18 protein-coding genes are annotated in these 17051 nt (G+C 66.8%); 8 read left to right on the top strand and 10 right to left on the bottom strand.

What is annotated here, in order from left to right; genetic code table 11:
* The first annotated feature begins 82 nt into the window (after positions 1-82).
* Both puuE and uraD read left to right on the top strand, forming a co-directional pair.
* Complete coding sequence (gene puuE, locus DKG74_RS12990) at positions 83-997, top strand: allantoinase PuuE (RefSeq protein WP_109906753.1); 915 nt, start codon at positions 83-85, stop codon at positions 995-997.
* 1 nt (position 998) lies between these two features.
* Positions 999-1505, top strand: coding sequence for a 2-oxo-4-hydroxy-4-carboxy-5-ureidoimidazoline decarboxylase (gene uraD, locus DKG74_RS12985; protein WP_109906472.1), 507 nt, complete (start codon positions 999-1001; stop codon positions 1503-1505).
* Here the strand turns inward: uraD and DKG74_RS12980 are convergent, their stop codons facing one another.
* Positions 1506-2189, bottom strand: coding sequence for a flavin reductase family protein (locus tag DKG74_RS12980; protein ID WP_109906470.1), 684 nt, complete (start codon positions 2187-2189; stop codon positions 1506-1508). It lies immediately after the preceding gene.
* 159 nt (positions 2190-2348) lie between these two features.
* Between DKG74_RS12980 and DKG74_RS12975 the strand changes: the two genes are divergently transcribed.
* From DKG74_RS12975 to DKG74_RS12965, 3 genes are read left to right on the top strand one after another with little or no spacing between them, the layout of a single operon-like run.
* The gene (locus tag DKG74_RS12975) at positions 2349-3011 is read left to right on the top strand and encodes a TetR/AcrR family transcriptional regulator (RefSeq protein WP_165837669.1); all 663 of its coding nucleotides are present in this window, start codon (positions 2349-2351) and stop codon (positions 3009-3011) included.
* A 35-nt stretch (positions 3012-3046) separates the two neighbouring features.
* Positions 3047-3874: a DAPG hydrolase family protein gene (locus DKG74_RS12970; RefSeq protein ID WP_207779347.1), complete on the top strand. Its 828-nt coding sequence runs from the start codon at positions 3047-3049 to the stop codon at positions 3872-3874.
* Complete coding sequence (locus tag DKG74_RS12965) at positions 3871-5226, top strand: FAD-binding oxidoreductase (protein WP_109906466.1); 1356 nt, start codon at positions 3871-3873, stop codon at positions 5224-5226. Before DKG74_RS12970 ends, DKG74_RS12965 begins: the two co-directional genes overlap by 4 nt.
* A 28-nt stretch (positions 5227-5254) precedes the next feature.
* Here DKG74_RS12965 and DKG74_RS12960 read toward each other — a convergent pair whose 3' ends face one another.
* On the bottom strand, positions 5255-6538 hold the full coding sequence (locus DKG74_RS12960; RefSeq protein ID WP_109906464.1) for an allantoate amidohydrolase: 1284 nt from the start codon (positions 6536-6538) through the stop codon (positions 5255-5257).
* Between the two features lie 82 nt (positions 6539-6620).
* Positions 6621-8291 (bottom strand): thiamine pyrophosphate-binding protein, encoded by a 1671-nt coding sequence (locus tag DKG74_RS12955; RefSeq protein WP_109906462.1) that lies wholly within the window; start codon positions 8289-8291, stop codon positions 6621-6623.
* Between the two features lie 104 nt (positions 8292-8395).
* On the opposite strand from DKG74_RS12955, the gene DKG74_RS12950 reads away from it, so the two are divergent.
* Positions 8396-9232: a thermonuclease family protein gene (locus DKG74_RS12950; protein WP_109906460.1), complete on the top strand. Its 837-nt coding sequence runs from the start codon at positions 8396-8398 to the stop codon at positions 9230-9232.
* An 821-nt stretch (positions 9233-10053) separates the two neighbouring features.
* On the opposite strand, the gene DKG74_RS22520 is transcribed toward DKG74_RS12950, so the two are convergent.
* The 7 genes from DKG74_RS22520 to DKG74_RS12915 all read right to left on the bottom strand — a co-directional run bounded on the left by DKG74_RS22520 (position 10054) and on the right by DKG74_RS12915 (position 15087).
* Entirely contained in the window at positions 10054-10215 is a 162-nt protein-coding gene (locus DKG74_RS22520) for a helix-turn-helix domain-containing protein (RefSeq protein ID WP_207779353.1), read from the bottom strand.
* A gap of 210 nt (positions 10216-10425) precedes the next feature.
* Entirely contained in the window at positions 10426-10752 is a 327-nt protein-coding gene (locus DKG74_RS12940; protein WP_109906458.1) for a HigA family addiction module antitoxin, read from the bottom strand.
* A gap of 15 nt (positions 10753-10767) precedes the next feature.
* Positions 10768-11058, bottom strand: coding sequence for a type II toxin-antitoxin system RelE/ParE family toxin (locus tag DKG74_RS12935; RefSeq protein ID WP_109906456.1), 291 nt, complete (start codon positions 11056-11058; stop codon positions 10768-10770).
* Between the two features lie 93 nt (positions 11059-11151).
* The gene (locus DKG74_RS12930; RefSeq protein ID WP_243404126.1) at positions 11152-11967 is read right to left on the bottom strand and encodes a hypothetical protein; all 816 of its coding nucleotides are present in this window, start codon (positions 11965-11967) and stop codon (positions 11152-11154) included.
* Positions 11968-12086: 119 nt separating this feature from the next.
* A complete protein-coding gene (locus DKG74_RS12925; protein ID WP_109906454.1) occupies positions 12087-12992 on the bottom strand; it encodes a DUF4344 domain-containing metallopeptidase in 906 nt (301 codons plus the stop codon).
* The gene (locus tag DKG74_RS12920) at positions 12989-14701 is read right to left on the bottom strand and encodes a SulP family inorganic anion transporter (RefSeq protein ID WP_109906750.1); all 1713 of its coding nucleotides are present in this window, start codon (positions 14699-14701) and stop codon (positions 12989-12991) included. Before DKG74_RS12920 ends, DKG74_RS12925 begins: the two co-directional genes overlap by 4 nt.
* Before the next feature lie 119 nt (positions 14702-14820).
* On the bottom strand, positions 14821-15087 hold the full coding sequence (locus tag DKG74_RS12915; RefSeq protein WP_109906452.1) for a helix-turn-helix domain-containing protein: 267 nt from the start codon (positions 15085-15087) through the stop codon (positions 14821-14823).
* Positions 15088-15273: 186 nt separating this feature from the next.
* On the opposite strand from DKG74_RS12915, the gene DKG74_RS12910 reads away from it, so the two are divergent.
* Together DKG74_RS12910 and DKG74_RS12905 are read left to right on the top strand one after the other, a co-directional pair.
* Complete coding sequence (locus tag DKG74_RS12910) at positions 15274-16320, top strand: Ppx/GppA phosphatase family protein (RefSeq protein WP_243404125.1); 1047 nt, start codon at positions 15274-15276, stop codon at positions 16318-16320.
* Positions 16317-17033, top strand: a complete 717-nt coding sequence (locus DKG74_RS12905) for an RlmE family RNA methyltransferase (RefSeq protein WP_109906450.1) — start codon at positions 16317-16319, stop codon at positions 17031-17033. The genes DKG74_RS12910 and DKG74_RS12905 overlap by 4 nt, the downstream gene beginning before the upstream one ends.
* The last annotated feature ends 18 nt before the right edge of the window (positions 17034-17051 follow it).

Raw genomic sequence — 17051 nt, 5'->3', positions numbered from 1 at the left:
ATTTTCCAAAAATCGCGAATGATCGCAGGCCGGTGCCTGTACTATGCCTTGCAATACGGATGTGAATCCGAAGAGGCATGACATGACCTGGCAACCCCCACGCGATTTGATCGGTTACGGCGCCCGGCCGCCCAGGGCCAATTGGCCCGGCGGCGCCCGCATCGCCATCCAGATCGTGCTGAATTACGAGGAAGGCGGCGAGAATTCGATTGAAAATGGCGATCCCGCCTCGGAAGCCTTCCTGTCCGAGGTGGTGAACGCGCAGCCGCTGCCCGGCGTGCGTCACCTGTCGGTCGAATCCATCTTCGATTACGGCGCCCGGGTCGGCTCCTGGCGGCTGCTGAAGCTGTTTCGCGAGCAGAATGTGCCGGTGACGATCTTCGCCGTCGCCCGCGCCGCCGAGAAACACCCCGACCTTATCCGCGCCATGGTCGATGGCGGTCACGAGATCGCCTGTCATGGCCTGCGCTGGATCAACTACCAATATGTCGGCGAGGCGGCTGAACGCGCCCATGTCGCCGAGGCGGTGGAGATCCTGCGCCATGTCGCGGGCACGGCGCCAGTCGGCTGGTACACCGGGCGCACCGGCCCCAACACCCGCCGCCTCGTCGCCGAGCATGGCGGCTTTCTCTACGATGCCGATGGCTATGACGACGACCTGCCCTATTGGCAGGATGTCGCGGGCAAGCCTTTGCTGATCGTCCCCTATACGCTCGACGCCAACGACATGCGCTTCATCAACGCGCAAGGCTTCGGCGACGGCCGGCAGTTCTTCGCCTATCTGAAGGACAGTTTCGACACGCTCCATGCCGAAGGGGCGGAGACGCCGCGCATGTTGTCCGTCGGGCTGCATTGTCGCCTGGCCGGCCGGCCGGGTCGCTTCGCCGCGGTGAAGGATTTCATCGCCTATGCCAAGGGCCATGACGGCGTCTGGTTCGCCCGCCGCGACGAGATCGCCCGCCACTGGCACCAGCACCACCCAGCCCCGGGGGTCTGACATGAAACCGAGCGTCATGGACCGTGACGGTTTCGTCGCCACTTTCGGCGGCGTGTTCGAGCATTCGCCCTGGATCGCGGCGGCGGCCTTCGATGCCGGCCTCGGACCCGCGGCGGATACGGCGGAGGGGCTGCACGGCGCGCTTTGCGCCGCGCTGGAGCCGGCATCGGCCGAGGCAAAGCTCGCCCTCCTGAATGCCCACCCCGACCTTGCCGGGAAACTCGCACTCGCCAGGCAGCTGACCGCGGATTCGACGGCGGAACAGGCGGGCGCCGGCCTCGACCGGCTGACGCCCGACGAACTGGCGCGTTTCACCGCCCTCAACGATACCTACAAGGCGCGCTTCGGCCATCCCTTCATCATCGCGGTGAAGGGGCTCGACAAGGCTGCGATCCTTGCCGCCTTCGAGGCACGGGTGCAGAACCCGCCCGAGGTCGAGTTGAAGACCGCCCTCGACCAGGTGAAGAAGATCGCCCTTCTGCGCCTCAAGGGGCTGCTGGGCGGCTGATCAGCGGCCCTTCGGCGGCTCGTAGGGTTTGTGCGGGCGCCGGGCGCCCGGATCGTGGTTGGCGTGCCAGGCGGCGGGCTCGATCCGGTCGAGATCGAACAGCCCCCGTGTCGAGGCATAGGTCGCGCCGCCCATGCGGCCGACGGCGTCGAGGCCATGGGCGTCGACATGCAGCCGGTCGCTGACGATGGCGCCATCGACATGGGCGGCGACCACCTCGCCCAGCACGATGGTGCGGCCCGTGGGTAGGGCGATCAGCTGGAACACCCTGCACTCCAGCGCGGCGCGCGCCTCCTTGATGCGCGGGGTGGCGACCTTGAAGCCCGGCGCCGGGGTCAGGCCCGCCTCGGTCAGTTCCTCGACGCCATGGGGAAAGGTGATGGCGCAAACCGTCATCGCCTCGACGAGGGCGTTGGAGACGATGTTGACGGTGAATTCCCCGCGCTCGCGGATATTCGCCGCCGTGTCCTTCAGGCTGCCATCGGGGCGCGGCTCGAGACCGAGGCCGACCAGCGGCGGATCGGACGACAGCACGTTGAAGAAGCTGAACGGCGCCGCGTTCAGCACGTCATTCGCGTCGAGGCTGGTCACCCAGGCGATCGGCCGCGGCACGACGAGGCCGGTCAGCAGCTTGTACTGGTCCCGACCGGCGAGATCGGCGAAATCGAAGGTCCTGGTGCTCAATCGAAGGGTGTCCCCGGCGAGAGATGGGCAAGGGCGTCACTATAGGCCAAGGGCCGGGCCAAGGCGAGGTTGCCACGGTTCCCGTTCGTCATCCCGTTCGTCACCCCGCCCTCACGGGATATTTGACATTTGGTCAAAAATGACATTATGTCATTTTCTATGACGGATATTGTGCAGACGAAACGCCATCGGACCCGCGACCAGCTTCTGGTCGCCGCTCAGGAATTGCTGCTCGCGGAGGGGGCGGCGGTGCTGGGCGTCCGCCGGGTCGCCACCCAGGCGGGTCTGGTGCATTCGAGCTTCTATAATTATTACGCCGACACGGGGGCGCTGCTCGATGGTTTGGCGAGCCTGCTTGTCGCGGGCCATCTGAAGGCGGTTGGCCAGGTGCGCGACGGTATCGAGGCGCCGGCGGAATTGTTCGCCGTCACGACCCGGCAGACATTACGCATCTTTCAGGCTTCACCGCGTTACACGCGCCTGATGTTCGACTCCGGTATTCCGGTCGACCGTCTGTCGCGCGGGCTCGGCGCGCATATGCGTCAGGACCTGCGCGCCGGTGTGCGGGACGACTCCTTTCGGGTCCACGACCTGGATGTCGCCGTGACCATCGCCTCCGGAGCCATCCTGGCCCTCGCGCTCGCGCATTTGCGCCGGAGCAAGAGGGCGGCGGACATCGACGGCCTGACGCTCGAGCTGCTCAGGATGCTCGGTGTTCCTGCCGAACGGGCCGAGGCGCTGGCGACGGCGAAAGTGACGTTTTCAGAAGCGCCGGCCATTCCCATGACGTGGAAGGCGCTCGGGCTGGTTGCGCCGGACTGAACGGGCCGGCGCGACATCTTCCAGGCGGAGAGCGAATGATGCGGACCCTCGTGCTGGGCCTCGGCGAAGGCGAAACGACCGACAGCCCCTATGCGCGCTATTTCAACCCCCGCATGGCGCCGCTGCCGGGCCATGTCCTCGAGGCCTTGTCGAAAGGCCCCGTCGCCCATGAATTGCTGGCGCCGTTCGCCAGGGCGGGGGCATTGCAAGAAGATGGCCATGGCCTGGCGGAGACCGCCTATACGCTCGCGCCCGACGGCTCGGCCCGGATCGCCTGCCTGACTGAAATGCCGGGCGTCACGCCCGCGATGTGGGACTGGTGGTTCGCCTGGCACGGCAGCGAGGCGCCGCGATACAAGCTTTGGCACCCGCTCGCCCATGTCGACGTGGCCTGGGCGGACGGCGAGGGCGACACGGGCCGCTATGTCGGCCGCACCTCGAACATCGTCGAATATGTCGGCGCGCGGCGCATGAACGTGGGCGTGCGCTTCGTTGCCCCGGCGGCCATCGGCTTCGACGCAGGGGATCTGGCGCGGCGGGGCCAGGTGGCGATCTGCGGCCGGTGCCTGATGCGCGATCTCCACATGGAGGTCGGGTGGCTCGTCCATCTGATCCGGCCGGTGCCGGGCGGGTCGGAAATGCGCTCCCGGTTCTGGATTGGCGGGCCGCATGTGAACCCCATCGGCATGACCGGCAGGGTCGGCCGGTTCATCGGGCGGACGGCGGCGATGCTGCGCCCGTTCAGCGTCTCTCAGGCGACGGAGCTGCTGATTCACGACGCGCAGGAAATGAACCATCTGGCGGCTTTCCTGCCGGCGCTTTTCGCCGAATTCGGACCCGATGCGACGGGGAGCGGATCATGAAGCGTCCCACGGCCGCCGGCCGGACCATCGAACGGGGCGGGCAAGGCTTCGACGCCGCCGTTCTGGGCACCAGTTTCAGCGGCCGCGATCCGGGCACCCGGCCCGAGGTCCTCGTCCAGGCCAACACCGTCTTCGACGTGCTTCAGGCCGTCCGACGCGCGCGGCGGGACAATCTGAGGATCGCCGTCTGCTCGGGCGGGCACAGCTGGGCGCAGAATCATCTGCGCGATGGCGGTTTGCTGATCGACATGTCGCGATTGAACACCGTGGAGGTCGACGCGGAGCGCCGGATCGCGATCGCGGGGCCGGGGTGCTGGGCGGTCGATCTCGATTTGCAGCTGAAGCGTCACGGGCTTTTCTTTCCCGTTGCCCATGCGGTCGATGTCGGGCTGGGCGGCTTTCTGCTGCAGGGCGGATTTGGCTGGAACGGCCGGAATCTGGGCCTTGCCTGCGAGAGTGTCGTCGGGATCGACGTGGTCACCGCCGACGGGCAGCTGATCCACGCCAGCGCGGACGAACACCCCGATCTGTTCTGGGCGGCGCGCGGCTCGGGGCCGGGCTTCTTCGGGGTCGTGGTGCGCTTTCACCTGAAGGTCTATCCGCGGCCGAGAACAGCGGCCATCGCCATGCAGGTCTTTCGCATGAAACACCTCGACGAGGTGTTCCTGTGGGCGGACAGGGTCGGGCCGGAGGTGCCGTGTTCCGTCGAATTCCAGCTGCTGCTGTCGCGCAATTCGCCCGGCATCTTCGCGCCGGGCATCGAGATCATCGCCCCCGTCATCACCGACAGCTGGCGTCAGGCGCGCGAGGATGTCTCCTTTCTGACGCGCGGCCCCTTGAGACCGAAGGCATCGTTCACGACGCCGCTCCTGCCCATGTCGCCGTCGCTTCTGTCGCGCATCGCGGCTCGCCGCATCTTTCCGCCCGCCATGCGCTGGAGTGTCGACAACATGTGGTCGGACGCGCCGATGGAGCAGCTTCTGCCGGGCCTCCGCCGGATCGCGGACACGCTGCCGCCGATGCCGAGCCATGTCCTGATGCTGAGCTGGCACCCGCCCGCGCAGCGTCCGGACATGGCGTTCTCGATGGAGGGCCGCAATTATCTGGCGCTCTATGGCGAATGGAAGAACCCGAAGGACGACGCGAAATATGGCGGCTGGGCGGCGGGCCACATGCGCGATCTGGCCCCCTTCGCCAAGGGCATCCAGCTGGCCGACGAGAATCTGGCGCAGCGTCCGGCGCGTTTCATGTCCGATGCGAATCTCGCGCGGCTGGACGCGATCCGCGCGACCTATGATCCCGAGCGGCGCTTCTTCGAATGGCGGGGGCGGCCGGCGGCGGCCGTCGTCTGACCGGCGCGCTGTCGACCGGGCGAAGCTTTCAGGCCGCCGGGCGTTCTTCCGTCGGCCGGTTCAGGTAACCGGCGTCGAAGGTGCGGATGAAGTCCATGAGCACGCGCATCGAGATATCGGCATCCCCGACCGTGATCGCCTCGGCCGGATTGTGGCTGATGCCCTTTTCGCAGCGCACGAAGATCATGCCGACCGGGCACAGGCGGGAAAAGGCCATGGCGTCATGGCCGGCGCCCGACGGCAGTTCGCGCACCGGCAGGCCCGCCCGGGCGATGGAGCGGCCAATGGCCTCGACCAGTTCCGGCGCGCAGCGGCAGGCGGCGGCCTCATGCGTGAGGGTGATGGCGATGTCGACACCGCGGGCGGCGGCGATCTCGCCGATGGTGCGGTCGATATCGGCGACCGCGCGGCGGCGCGCCGCGTCGGAGGGCGAGCGGACATCCATGGTGAAGCGCACCAGACCGGGGATGACGTTGACCGCGCCCGGCATCACGTCGACCCGGCCGACGGTCGCGACCAGCTCCGGTTCGGCCCGGCCCCGGCGCTCGACCGCCAGCATCATTTCGGCGGCAGCGGCGAGGGCGTCGCGGCGCAGGTGCATGGGCACGGTGCCGGCGTGATTGGCGGTGCCCCGCACCTCGACCGACAGGCGGCTGGCACCATTGATCGCGGTGACGGCGCCGACCGGCAGGCCGGCGTCTTCCAGCACGGGGCCCTGTTCGATATGCAGCTCGACGAAGGCGAGGACCTGCTCCTTGCGCCGCGCGATCTCGGCGATCTTGTCCGGGTCGCAGCCGAAATCGCTCAGCGCCTGACGCAGGCTGACACCTTCCTTGTCCCGCAAGGACAGGGTGGTCTGGTCGAAGGTGCCGGCGATGGCGCGGGAGCCGGAGAGGGTCACCGGAAAGCGCACGCCTTCCTCATCGCCGAAGGCGATAACCTCGATCGCGAAGGGGAAACGCTCGCCCGCCCGGTTGAATTCCTCGACACAGGCGAGGGCGGCGAGAACGCCCATGTTGCCGTCGTATTTGCCGGCGTCGCGTACCGTGTCGATATGGCTGCCCATCATCAGGCAGGGGGCGCCGGGCTTCAGACCCTCGTAACGCCCGACGACATTGCCGACAGCATCGACATGGGCGGCCATGCCGGCGTCGCGCATCCAGCCCAGCAGCTCGTCGGCGGCCGCGCGGTGCTGCGGCGAGAGGAAGACCCGCGTCAGCTTGTCCTCGTCTTCCGAGTGGCGGGCGAAGACTTCCAGCCGCTCGTAGAGCCGCTGGCCGAGGGTGAGATCATTGGCGGTCGTGCGCATCATGAGAAAAAGATGGGTGCGCTGCCGCGGCCTGTCTCCCCGGGTGTTCCGGAATGGACCTTCTGCGATTATCGAAAAATCGCCCTCACCGGCCACGCAGCCGGGTCAGGGTGGTGCGGGTGGAAATCACCTCGATGCCGAGCTTGAGGCAGAGCAGGGCGGGCAGGCCCTGTTCCGTCGCCGCCAGCGCCTCCTCAAGGGCGGGGGCGAAGGCTTTCGTCTCGCTCACCGTCACGCCGAAGGCGCCGTAGGCGCGGGCGAGGGCGGCGAAATCGGGGTTGGCGAGGTCGGTCGCCACCACGCGGCCGGGGTAATGGCGTTCCTGATGCATGCGGATCGTGCCGAAGGTGCCATTGTCGACGACGATGATCAGCGGCGCGGCGCCATGGCGGATCGCGGTCGCCAGTTCCTGTCCGGTCATCATGAAGCCGCCGTCGCCGACGAAACAGACCACCGTGCGCTCGCCCGCGCATTCGATGGCGGCGCCGACGGCGGCCGGCACGCCATAACCCATGGCGCCGTTGCAGGGGCCGAGCTGGCTCTTGAAATGCCGATAGGTCCAGAAGCGTTGCAGCCAGCCGGTGAAATTGCCGGCGTCGTTGACCATCACCGTATCCGCCGGCAAGCGGTTCTTCAGCACCGCCATCACCGTGTTCATGTCGAGCGGGCCGGGGCTGGAGCCGGGGGCGAGGCTGGCCTCGTAATCGGCGCGGACGCTGGCGGTCCAATCGGCCCAGGTGATGGTGGGCGCGGGCAGGGCGGCGGCGGCCTCGGCGAAGGCATCGCAGCCGGCGTTGATCGCCAGCGCCGGGCGGTAGATCCGGCCGAGTTCGCCAAGATCCGGGTGGATGTGGATCAGCGGCGCCGCCGGCACCGGCACATCCAGCAGCGTATAGCCTTGCGTTGTGATTTCGGACAATCGGGTGCCGACCGCGATGACGAGATCGGCCTCGCGGATGCGGGCGATCAGCCGCTGATCGACCGAGGTGCCGAGTTCGCCGACATAGATCGGCAGGCTGTTGTCGACCACATCCTGCCGGCGGAAGCTGCAGGCGGTGGGCAGATCGAAGCGGCTGGCGAAGGCGCGGATGGCATTCGCCCCCGCCGCCGTCCAGTCGCCGCCGCCGACGATCATCAGCGGGCGTTTCGCTGCCGCGATCATTTCGGCCATGCGGGCGATGTCGGCGGGCGCGGGCACCGGCGACAGGGCGAAGGCGGGCGGCGCGTCCGCGACCTCGACCATGTCGGTCAGCATGTCTTCGGGCAGGGAAATGGCGACGGGGCCGGGCCGGCCGCTGGTCGCGATCTGGAAGGCGCGGGCGATCAGCTCGGGCAGGCGGCGGGCGTCGTTCACCTCGACCGCCCATTTCGTCGTCCAGCCGAACAGCCGGTCGACGTCGATTTCCTGAAACGCCTCGCGGTGGCGGGCATCGCGGGCGACTTGGCCGATCAGCAGGATCATCGGCGTCGAATCCTGCATCGCCGTGTGGACGCCGATCGCCGCGTTGCAGGCGCCGGGGCCACGGGTGACGAAGCAGACGCCGGTCTCGCCGGTCAGCTTGGCGTGGGCCTCGGCCATGAAGGCGGCGCCGCCTTCCTGACGGCAGACCACGCCTTCGATCTCGTCGGCGTGGTCGTGCAGGGCGTCGAGGGCGGCGAGGTAACTCTCGCCGGGGACGAGGAAGATGCGGCGCACGCCGTTGATCGCCAGCTGATCGACGAGAATCTGCCCGCCGCTGCGCGCCTGTGCCACCATGTCCGTGCCTCGCTTCCGACTCGAATGCGGCCGCATTCTAGGCGGGCGCCGGCAAACATGCTCTAGTCTCTCGGCATGGCAGACCGGCGGCGGGGACAGCGCGGATGGTGGAAACGAAGGATGGCGTGGGCATCGACCGGCGGTTTCTGCTCGGGCTCGGCGCCGCGCTGCTGCTGCCCGGCCGGATGGCGCGGGCGGGCGAGGGGCCGGCCCTGCCGCCGGGCCTGACGGACATCGGCACCGGCAAGGTGGCCGAGGTCGTCGACGGCGACACGGTCCGCCTCGCCGGGGGCAAGCAGGTCCGCTTCGTTGGCACCCAGGCGCCGAAACTGCCGCTCGGCCGGCCCGGCTATCCGACCTGGCCCCTCGGGCCGGAGGCCAAGGCCCATCTCGCCACCCTCTGCGCCGGGCGCCGGGTCCGGCTCTTTGCCGGCGGCGCCCGTCAGGACCGCCACGGCCGTATCCTCGCCCATCTCGTGACGGAGGAGGGGCTGTGGCTTCAGGGCGCCATGCTCGAGGCCGGCTTGGCCCGGGTCTATACCTTCAAGGACAACCGCGCCCTCGCCGCCGAGATGCTGGCACTGGAAGCCGCCGCCCGCGCCGCCGCCCTTGGCCTTTGGGCCGACGCCACCTACCGCATCCGCAAGGCGGACGAGACCGACCTTCTCGCCGCCGTGGACAAGGTGCCGGGCTATCTCCTCGTCGAAGGCCGCGTGCTGCGCTCGGCGGCGGGCGGTGGCCGCTGGTTCCTCAACTTCGGCCGCGACCACGCCAACGACTTCACCGCCAGCATCGCCGCTTCCGACCTCCCCCTCTTCACCGCCGCCGGCATCGACCCGGCCACTTACGCCGGCAAGACCTTACGCCTGCGCGGCTGGCTCGAAGCCCGCAACGGCCCCGCGATGACGATCACGCATCCGGAACAGATCGAGGTCGGGTGAGGGGGATGGGTATAGCGTCCCTTTAATTTCCACAAATTGCAAATCACCAGTTTCACCGATTAAAATGCCCTTTCGAGCGAGATTGCCAACCCGGAAGACCCGAAATGTCGACGATTAAAGCTTACCTCTATTTTTCTCCAATAATATTTCTCCTTTCCAACATCATTAATTACATTATTTTAACAAATAGTAATTCATCCTGCGATGAATCCTACATATATTCTTTTAAATTTTACGTCCTGTCTTTCATCCCGGCTATAAATAGTACACAATACTATATAAAGAGCATAATGAATGATTGCCAACGAGCAATGTTCGTTTTCCAGATATATAGTTTCTCATTTCTTTCATTCTTGTTTATCGTTACCTTAAACTATACATTATCATTATTTATGAAATATAGAAGAAAACCGGAATCAACAATAAATGGAACCCAAAAATCATTCTGCCTTGCCTTGTTCTCAATAATATTAATTGCTCAGATATTTGATAATATAGAAATAAACAAATATTCATTTTTCTCAAATAGATCCCACGAATCAGATGCATCATTAATAATTAATATTATATCGCTATCTATATGTATTTTCTTATCCAATATCTATCCCCTCTCCTGGGTCGGCGCAGAAGGCGGCCAGAGGATGCCTGGAGAATAAAATGAGCAAGGAGTTTCGGGGGAGTTTCGGGGACGCGGAGTTTCGGGGACGCTATATCTAACTGATCAGATCGGGCATGGAGTTTCGGGGACGCTATATCTAACTGATCAGATCGGGCATGGCATCAGGCTGCCGGTTGCCTTATCTCCAGGCGACACACCGCCATCACACCAGATCATCCAGCCCGACATTCAGCGCCCCGGCGAGTACCTTCATCGCGCTGATCGAGCCTTCGCGTTTGCCGGTTTCGATCTGGCTGACATAGGCCTGGGACAGGCCGGCCCTGTCGGCCAGAGCCCTTGCGCTGAGGCCACGGTGTTCGCCCAGAGTTTGAGTGGGCTTTCGCCGTCGAGCATGCGCTTGACCATGTCGGCGGGCAGAGCTTCCTCCTCGCCGGCGGCGAGGCGGGCTCGGTAGCGGTCGACGGTGGCGAGGTCGGCGGTGTCTTCGGTGGCCTCGACCAGCCGGATGGCGTCGCTGCCTTTCAGCGCCTTGACGTTATTCGCCAGCGCGGCCGGGTCACGGGCCTGTTTTTCGTCAAATGTGCCCCGGCTCTCGGGTTGCGAGATTGCCCCTGAAGGGCGCGACCTTGATTTCCGCTTCCCGTTTTCGGGTTTCCGCGATATCGAAGCTGTTCTGCATCCGCATCAGCGTGTCCATCGAAACGCCGAAGGCCTTTTCGATCCGCAGGGCCATTTCAGGCGAGAGATGCGCGCGCTCGTTCAGCAGCGCCGACAGCGCGGGCCGGGTCACGCCCAGCGCCGCCGCCGCGTCCGTCACGGTCAGGCCAAGGGCCTCGACAATCTCGCTCCTCACGAAGCCGCCGGGATGGGCGGGATTTTTCATCCGGATGCCCTGGGTCATGCTCGTGGTCCTTTCCTAGTGGTAGTCCTCATAGTCGAGGTCGACGATCTCGATCTCGTCGTGGTCGATGCGAAACGTGATGCGCCAGTTCTTCGTCACGAACAGGCTCCATATGCCCTTGCGGTCGCCGGTCAGCAGATGCGCTTTCCAGCTTGGCACCGCGCGCAACTCGTCTTCCTGCGCCATGTCCTGAAGGAAGGAAACGATACGGCGGAGTTTGTCCGCGACGGCGGGCTGCACGCCGGAGGCATCGTCATCCTCGATGAGGCGACGCAAGCCCTTGTGCAACACATTCCGGATCTTCATGACACATTCTAGCTTCCGATCCGTTTCCTGTAAAGGAACGCTTTACGGATTGGGGCTCGGAAACTGAGGAGGGTGATGGTGCCCCCCAGCCGCTCAGACCTCGATCCAGTCGTCGAGGTCGCCGTCGGGCTGGAAGCAGGCGGCGGCGAGGGTGCCGCCGAAGCCGCAGCCGCCGTCGATGGTGACGCGGTGCTGGCCCATGATCACGCCGCCGCGGTTGCGGTCGAAACCCCGGATGATCAGGCGGAAGTCGCCGTAGGGCGCGTCGTCGTCGAAGCGGCCGGGGCCGCCCCACCAGAAGGCGTCGCGCTGTTCGGTCAGGGGGCGGCCGGCGTCGAGCCCGGCGTTGACGAAGAGTAGGCCCTCGCCGGTCGAGAAGGCATAGCGGCGCAGGCCCGACAGCAGATCGTCGTGGCCCGGATGGTCGTGCACCGCCTGCATCACCCGCGAGGTCCAGCGCGTGATGGCGACGGCGCCGTCGCGGATATGGCCGAAACCGCTGTCCGGCTCGATGCCATAGGCGCGCAGGGTGGCGCCCACGCCCTGGCCGATCATCCAGTGCAGCACTTCGCGCGGGTTGGGCGCGAACTGCAACTGGCCGAGTTTCATCCACATCTCTTCCTGCGCGCCGCGCAGGAAGACGATGTCCCACGGCTCCATCCCGGCGATGCACAGGACATGGCGGCGGAAGGCCAGCAATTCGTCGATGGTGCCGATCGCCTCGGCGCCGTGACCGATCATGTTGCCGAGATAGACGAGGCGGTCGCCCCGGCGCAAGCGCCCGGCGAGGGCGTCATGCAGCACGGCGAGACGGTTGAGATCGGCATGGATGGCGCCGACGCACCAGATCCGCCGCGCGCTTTCCAGCCGCCCGTAGATCTCGCTTCTTGCGCCCGCCATGACGTTCATGGTGCCTTCCGAACGCTCCCGCCGTGCCAATTGCAAAAGAATCGCCCTCCGCCGACCACTGGGCGAAATGGTACCATGTCTTGCCCCGTTGGCGAGGGAAGACGCAAATTCTTGTGGCTTTACGGGGCGGGCGGGGCCGGCGCGGAACAGCCGTAGCGCCGCCCGGCGGGCATCCCCGTCACCGGCACGTCGCACAGGCTTCGCCCCGGGGCGGGATCGTGGCGGCGGCGGGCGTAATCGGCGAAATGCTCGAGCAAGCCGTAGCAGATCACGATCTCGACCGTGTTCGCATTATAGAAGGCATCGGGGTTGCCGCAGTCGGTGAAGACGATGCCGATGTCGCGCGGCAGGCGAAGGCGCTCGGACAGGCGGTCCGCGGCCTCCTGCACGAAGGGATCGGCCTGCACGATCTCGATCAGGTCGCGGACGCGCGACGCCCCCCCGGTCTCATAGGTCACGCGGAAACGGCCGGCGCCCGGTGCCGGCATCTCGCCCGCCGGGCGGCCGTAATGCTGGCTGACCCAGTCGATGGAACGGGCGGCGAGGGCATATTCATCGGGGCAATAGAGCGCCCGCTCGACGGGCAGGGTCGCGGTATCGGCGAGGTCGCGCAGATGCTCGGGATCGGAGCCGAAGATCAGGCAGGTGAAGGTGAACAGGCGCTGGATATCGAGGGAATGCTGGTCCCAATAGGGAATGCTGCTGTCGAGCTTCAGATCGTCGAGCCATTCCAGCAGCCAGCCATCGGCGATGGCCTTCAGCCGCTCGCGGAAATCGGGCTGCAGGCCGGCATCCCGCCGCAGCACGAGGAGCAGCGCGCCCAGCATGTCGGCCGCGTCCTCCTCCCGCCCGAAGACGGGAAGCTGCAGCTGGTCGATCAGGGCGTGGCCGATCTCGTGGCCGACGGTCCATTGCACATTGGCCTGGATGAACAGCCGGTCCCCGGCGTCGAGCGGCCGTGGCTCCGCCGCCGCGGGGGCGGCGCCGAGCAGCAGCAGGAAAAGCAGGCAGAGGCGGCGGATCATGCGGTCGCGGGCGTGGCCTTTCGATGAGCGGCGATCATGGCATCGGCGACGTCCGACTTGAAGTGGGCACGCGGCGGGCGCACGCCATGGGCCAGCAACACCCGGCGCACCGCGGGCTTCGCCCCGCCGATATAGACGATGGCGCCCTGCCGCTCTGCCTTGCGCAGGAAGCCTTCGATGGTCGCGGCCGCGGTCGAATCGAGGAAGGGCACATTGGCGAAATCGAGCACATAGGCGCGCGGACTCTCGCCCAGCCGGTCGAGCACGGCGCCGACGCTGGCCGCCGCCCCGAAGAAGAAGGCGCCGGTGATGTGATGGACCACCACCTCCTTGTCGCTCGACAGGGCGGGGTTGTAACGCTCCTGGCGGCGGGTATCGGTCTTGTCGCTCTGGTCCTCGGCGACGAAGGGCGTCTCGCTCTCCACTTCGACCGACTGCGCCATGCGGTGCAGGAAGAGCAGGGCGCCGAGGGTAAAGCCGGCGACGATGCCTTCCGTCAGGTCGCGGAAGATGGTGAGGAGCAGCGTGGTCAGCAGCACCACCGCATCGCCCCGCGACGTCCGCAACAGGACGGCGAAGGCATGTTTCTCGATCATGTTCCAGGCGACGATGGCGAGCACGCCGGCAAGCGCCGCGAGCGGGATCGCCGAGGCGAGCGGCGCGGCCAGCAGCACGAAGGCCAGCAGGAACACGGAATGCAGCATCCCCGCGATGGGGCCATGGGCGCCGGCGCGGACATTGGTCGCCGTGCGGGCGATGGTGCCGGTCACGCAGATGCCGCCGAACAGGCCCGACGCGATATTGGCCGCGCCCTGCGCGACGAGTTCGCAGTTGGAGCGGTGGCGCCGCCCGCTCATGCTGTCGGCGACGACGGCGGACAGCAGGCTCTCGATCGCGCCGAGCAGGGTGAAGGACAGGGCGGCGGGCAGGACGGCGATCGCCTTCTCGAGGCTGACGGGCGGCAGGCTGGGCAGGGGGATCGACTGCGGAATGCCGCCGAAACGGCTGCCGATGGTCTCGACATCGAGACCAAGGCCGAGCGCGACGAGCGAGGCGAGGGTGACCGCGATCAGCATCCCCGGCCACTGCGGACGATAGCGCCGCAGAATCAGGATGGTGCCGACGGTCAGCACGGTCACGCCGATGGTGGCGGGACTGGCGGTCGTCAGCGCGCCGCCCAGCATCTCGAGCTTGGGCAGCAGCGCGCCCGGCTCCTTGCCCGGCAGGGTCAGGCCCAGCAGGTCCTTGATCTGGCTGGCGAAAATGATGACGGCGATGCCGGCGGTAAAGCCGACCGTGACCGGATAGGGAATGAACTTGATATAGGTGCCGAGCCGGAGGAAGCCGATGGCGGCGAGAAAGACGCCGGACATCATGGTCGCGAGCAGCAAGCCGTCGAGGCCATGGACATCGACCGTCGCGGCGACGAGGACGATGAAGGCGCCCGCCGGGCCGCCGATCTGGAACCGGCTGCCGCCCAGCGCCGAGACGAGGAAACCGCCGACGATGGCGGTGTAAAGGCCGCGATCCGGCGGCACGCCCGAGGCAATGGCGATGGCCATCGACAGGGGCAGGGCGACGATGGCGACGGTCAGGCCGGCGATGGCGTCCGCCTTGAATTCGGCGAGGCCGTAACGCTCGCGCAGGATGGTCACGAGCTTTGGCGTGAACAATTCGATGAAACCGGGTTCGGCGGGCCTCGCGGCCATGACGATCACTCCTTCGGGGCAGATTCGGACTGCCACTGCTTCGGGCAGCAAAGACTGCCGGGCCGCAACCTGCGGCGGGGATCGTCGGCAAAACGTCGGCGGTCGCCGTCGCGATGGGGTCAGACGCCGTCCACCGGCCGGGCGGGCTTGAGGCGCAGGCCTCGGCCACCACCGGCGCTGGGCGCGTTTTCCCCGATCAACTCGACCCCGGCCCGGTCCAGCGCCTCGACCACACGGGTCAGGCTCTCGACCACGCCGCGGACATTGCCCTCGCTGGCCTCCATGCGCTGGATCGTGGGCAGCGACACGCCCGCCAGCTCGGCCAGGGTGCGCTGGTCGATGCCGAGAAGGGCGCGGGCAGCCCGCATTTGCGCGGCGGTCATCATGGGTTAGTCATGTATAAAACATCATATATGAATGATGATATGTCGATTATGCGGGTCAGTCTTCCAATTTTCACGGCTAGCGCCTGATCCTTCCGGGGCTGCTCGTTTTTTACCCAAACACCGGAAAGCTGCTATCATGGGGGCAAGTGGGGCAGCGTGGGCTGTCCCGATCGGTCGAGGTCAATCGTGTCGGACTCGCGCCCCGAGGGGCTTGATCCCGTGAACGGCGTCTTGCGCGCCGGTTTTTCGGGCCATTCTGGTGACGGCGGCGATCCGCCGATGTTCGCGGCCCTCGATCTCGGCACCAACAATTGCCGGTTGCTGATCGCCGAGCCGGCACGCCACGGCACTTTCCGTATCGTCGACGCTTTCTCGCGCATCGTTCGTCTTGGCGAGGGGCTGGCCTCCCATGGCCGCATCGCCGATGCCGCGATCGAGCGCACGCTCGACGCGCTGCAGGTCTGTGCCGGGCGGATGCGCCGACGCCGCGTCACCCATATCCGCGCCATCGCGACCGAAGCCTGCCGGCGGGCGACCAACGGTGGCGAATTCCTCGCCCGGGCGCGGCAGGAAACCGGCATCGCCCTCGAAGTGATTTCCCCGGCCGAGGAGGCGCGGCTCGCCGTCGCCGGCTGCACGCCGCTGCTCGATCCCGACCGGCGCCGTGCGCTTGTGTTCGATATCGGTGGCGGCTCGACCGAACTCGCCTGGCTCGCGGTCAAGGGGCCGGACCGGGCGGAAATGCTGGACTGGATTTCGGTGCCCCTCGGCGTCGTCACCCTGGCCGAGCGTTTCGGCGGGGTCGAGGTCGACGCCACGGTCTATGGCCGCATGGTGGGCGAGGTGCGCGACGCCATGGCCCCCTTCGCCGCCCGCCACGATGCGCGGGAAGCGGCGCGCGACTTCGGTTTCCAGCTGCTCGGCACCTCGGGCACGGTGACCACGCTCGCCGCCGTCCGCATGAACCTGCCGCGTTACGACCGCTCGCGCGTCGACGGCAGCTGGATGACGCGGGACGAGATCGACCGGGTGATCACCGATATCAAGGCGCTGCCTTTCGACGGGCGGGCCGCCAATCCCTGCATCGGCCGCGACCGCGCCGATCTGGTGCTGGCCGGCTGCGCCATTCTCGAGGCGATCCTCGAGGCCTGGCCGGAAAAGCGGCTGCGCATCGCCGACCGTGGGCTGCGCGAGGGTGTGTTGATGGGTTTGATGGCGGACAGCAAGGCATGAGCGGGCAGGGTAGCGGCAAGGGCGGCAGCATTTCGGGGCAGAACCGGGGCCTGCACGTCCGGGTGAAGACGGCGAAGAAGCGGACGGTTTCGTCGGCCCGCTGGCTGGAGCGGCAGCTGAACGATCCTTACGTCGCGGCGGCGAAGCGCGAGGGCTATCGCAGCCGCGCCGCCTTCAAGCTGCTCGAGATCGACGACAAGCTGCGCGTGCTGCGCCCCGGCGCCGTCGTGGTCGACCTCGGCGCCGCGCCGGGCGGCTGGTGTCAGGTGGCGAGCGTGCGCGTCCGCTCCCGCCCCGGCGATCCCGCGCCCAACGGCAAGGTCGTCGGCATCGACCTGACCGAGGTCGCGCCCCTGCCGGGGGCCGAGGTGATCCAGTTCGACTTCCTCGCCGAGGACGCGCCCGAGAAGCTGCGCGAGTTGCTGGGCGGGCCGGCGGATGTGGTGCTGTCCGACATGGCGGCATCCTCGACCGGGCACAAGGCGACCGATCACCTGAAGATCATGGCCCTGTGCGAGGCCGCGCTCGATTTCGCCATCGAAGTGCTGAAGCCGGGCGGCGCTTTCATCGCCAAGGTGTTGCAGGGCGGCTCCGAGAACCAGCTGATGGCGGCCATGCGCAAGCATTTCGCCATGGTCAAGCACATGAAGCCGCCGGCCAGCCGCAGCGATTCTTCTGAAATGTATGTGGTCGCGACCGGCTTCCGGTCGTGATCGGGCGGCGCATGGCGG

Source organism: Zavarzinia aquatilis (assembly GCF_003173035.1).
Taxonomy (GTDB): domain Bacteria; phylum Pseudomonadota; class Alphaproteobacteria; order Zavarziniales; family Zavarziniaceae; genus Zavarzinia; species Zavarzinia aquatilis.
This window is presented reverse-complemented; position numbering and strand designations above follow the sequence as displayed.

Excerpts from the sequence above, each read along its gene's own strand:
- puuE (WP_109906753.1), top strand. The coding sequence starts at position 83 with ATGACCTGGCAACCCCCACGCGATTTGATCGGTTACGGCGCCCGGCCG.
- uraD (WP_109906472.1), top strand. The coding sequence starts at position 999 with ATGAAACCGAGCGTCATGGACCGTGACGGTTTCGTCGCCACTTTCGGC.
- DKG74_RS12975 (WP_165837669.1), top strand. The coding sequence starts at position 2,349 with ATGACGGATATTGTGCAGACGAAACGCCATCGGACCCGCGACCAGCTT.
- DKG74_RS12970 (WP_207779347.1), top strand. The coding sequence starts at position 3,047 with ATGATGCGGACCCTCGTGCTGGGCCTCGGCGAAGGCGAAACGACCGAC.
- DKG74_RS12965 (WP_109906466.1), top strand. The coding sequence starts at position 3,871 with ATGAAGCGTCCCACGGCCGCCGGCCGGACCATCGAACGGGGCGGGCAA.
- DKG74_RS12960 (WP_109906464.1), bottom strand. The coding sequence starts at position 6,538 with ATGATGCGCACGACCGCCAATGATCTCACCCTCGGCCAGCGGCTCTAC.
- DKG74_RS12955 (WP_109906462.1), bottom strand. The coding sequence starts at position 8,291 with ATGGTGGCACAGGCGCGCAGCGGCGGGCAGATTCTCGTCGATCAGCTG.
- DKG74_RS12950 (WP_109906460.1), top strand. The coding sequence starts at position 8,396 with ATGGTGGAAACGAAGGATGGCGTGGGCATCGACCGGCGGTTTCTGCTC.
- DKG74_RS12940 (WP_109906458.1), bottom strand. The coding sequence starts at position 10,752 with ATGACCCAGGGCATCCGGATGAAAAATCCCGCCCATCCCGGCGGCTTC.
- DKG74_RS12935 (WP_109906456.1), bottom strand. The coding sequence starts at position 11,058 with ATGAAGATCCGGAATGTGTTGCACAAGGGCTTGCGTCGCCTCATCGAG.
- DKG74_RS12930 (WP_243404126.1), bottom strand. The coding sequence starts at position 11,967 with ATGAACGTCATGGCGGGCGCAAGAAGCGAGATCTACGGGCGGCTGGAA.
- DKG74_RS12925 (WP_109906454.1), bottom strand. The coding sequence starts at position 12,992 with ATGATCCGCCGCCTCTGCCTGCTTTTCCTGCTGCTGCTCGGCGCCGCC.
- DKG74_RS12920 (WP_109906750.1), bottom strand. The coding sequence starts at position 14,701 with ATGGCCGCGAGGCCCGCCGAACCCGGTTTCATCGAATTGTTCACGCCA.
- DKG74_RS12915 (WP_109906452.1), bottom strand. The coding sequence starts at position 15,087 with ATGATGACCGCCGCGCAAATGCGGGCTGCCCGCGCCCTTCTCGGCATC.
- DKG74_RS12905 (WP_109906450.1), top strand. The coding sequence starts at position 16,317 with ATGAGCGGGCAGGGTAGCGGCAAGGGCGGCAGCATTTCGGGGCAGAAC.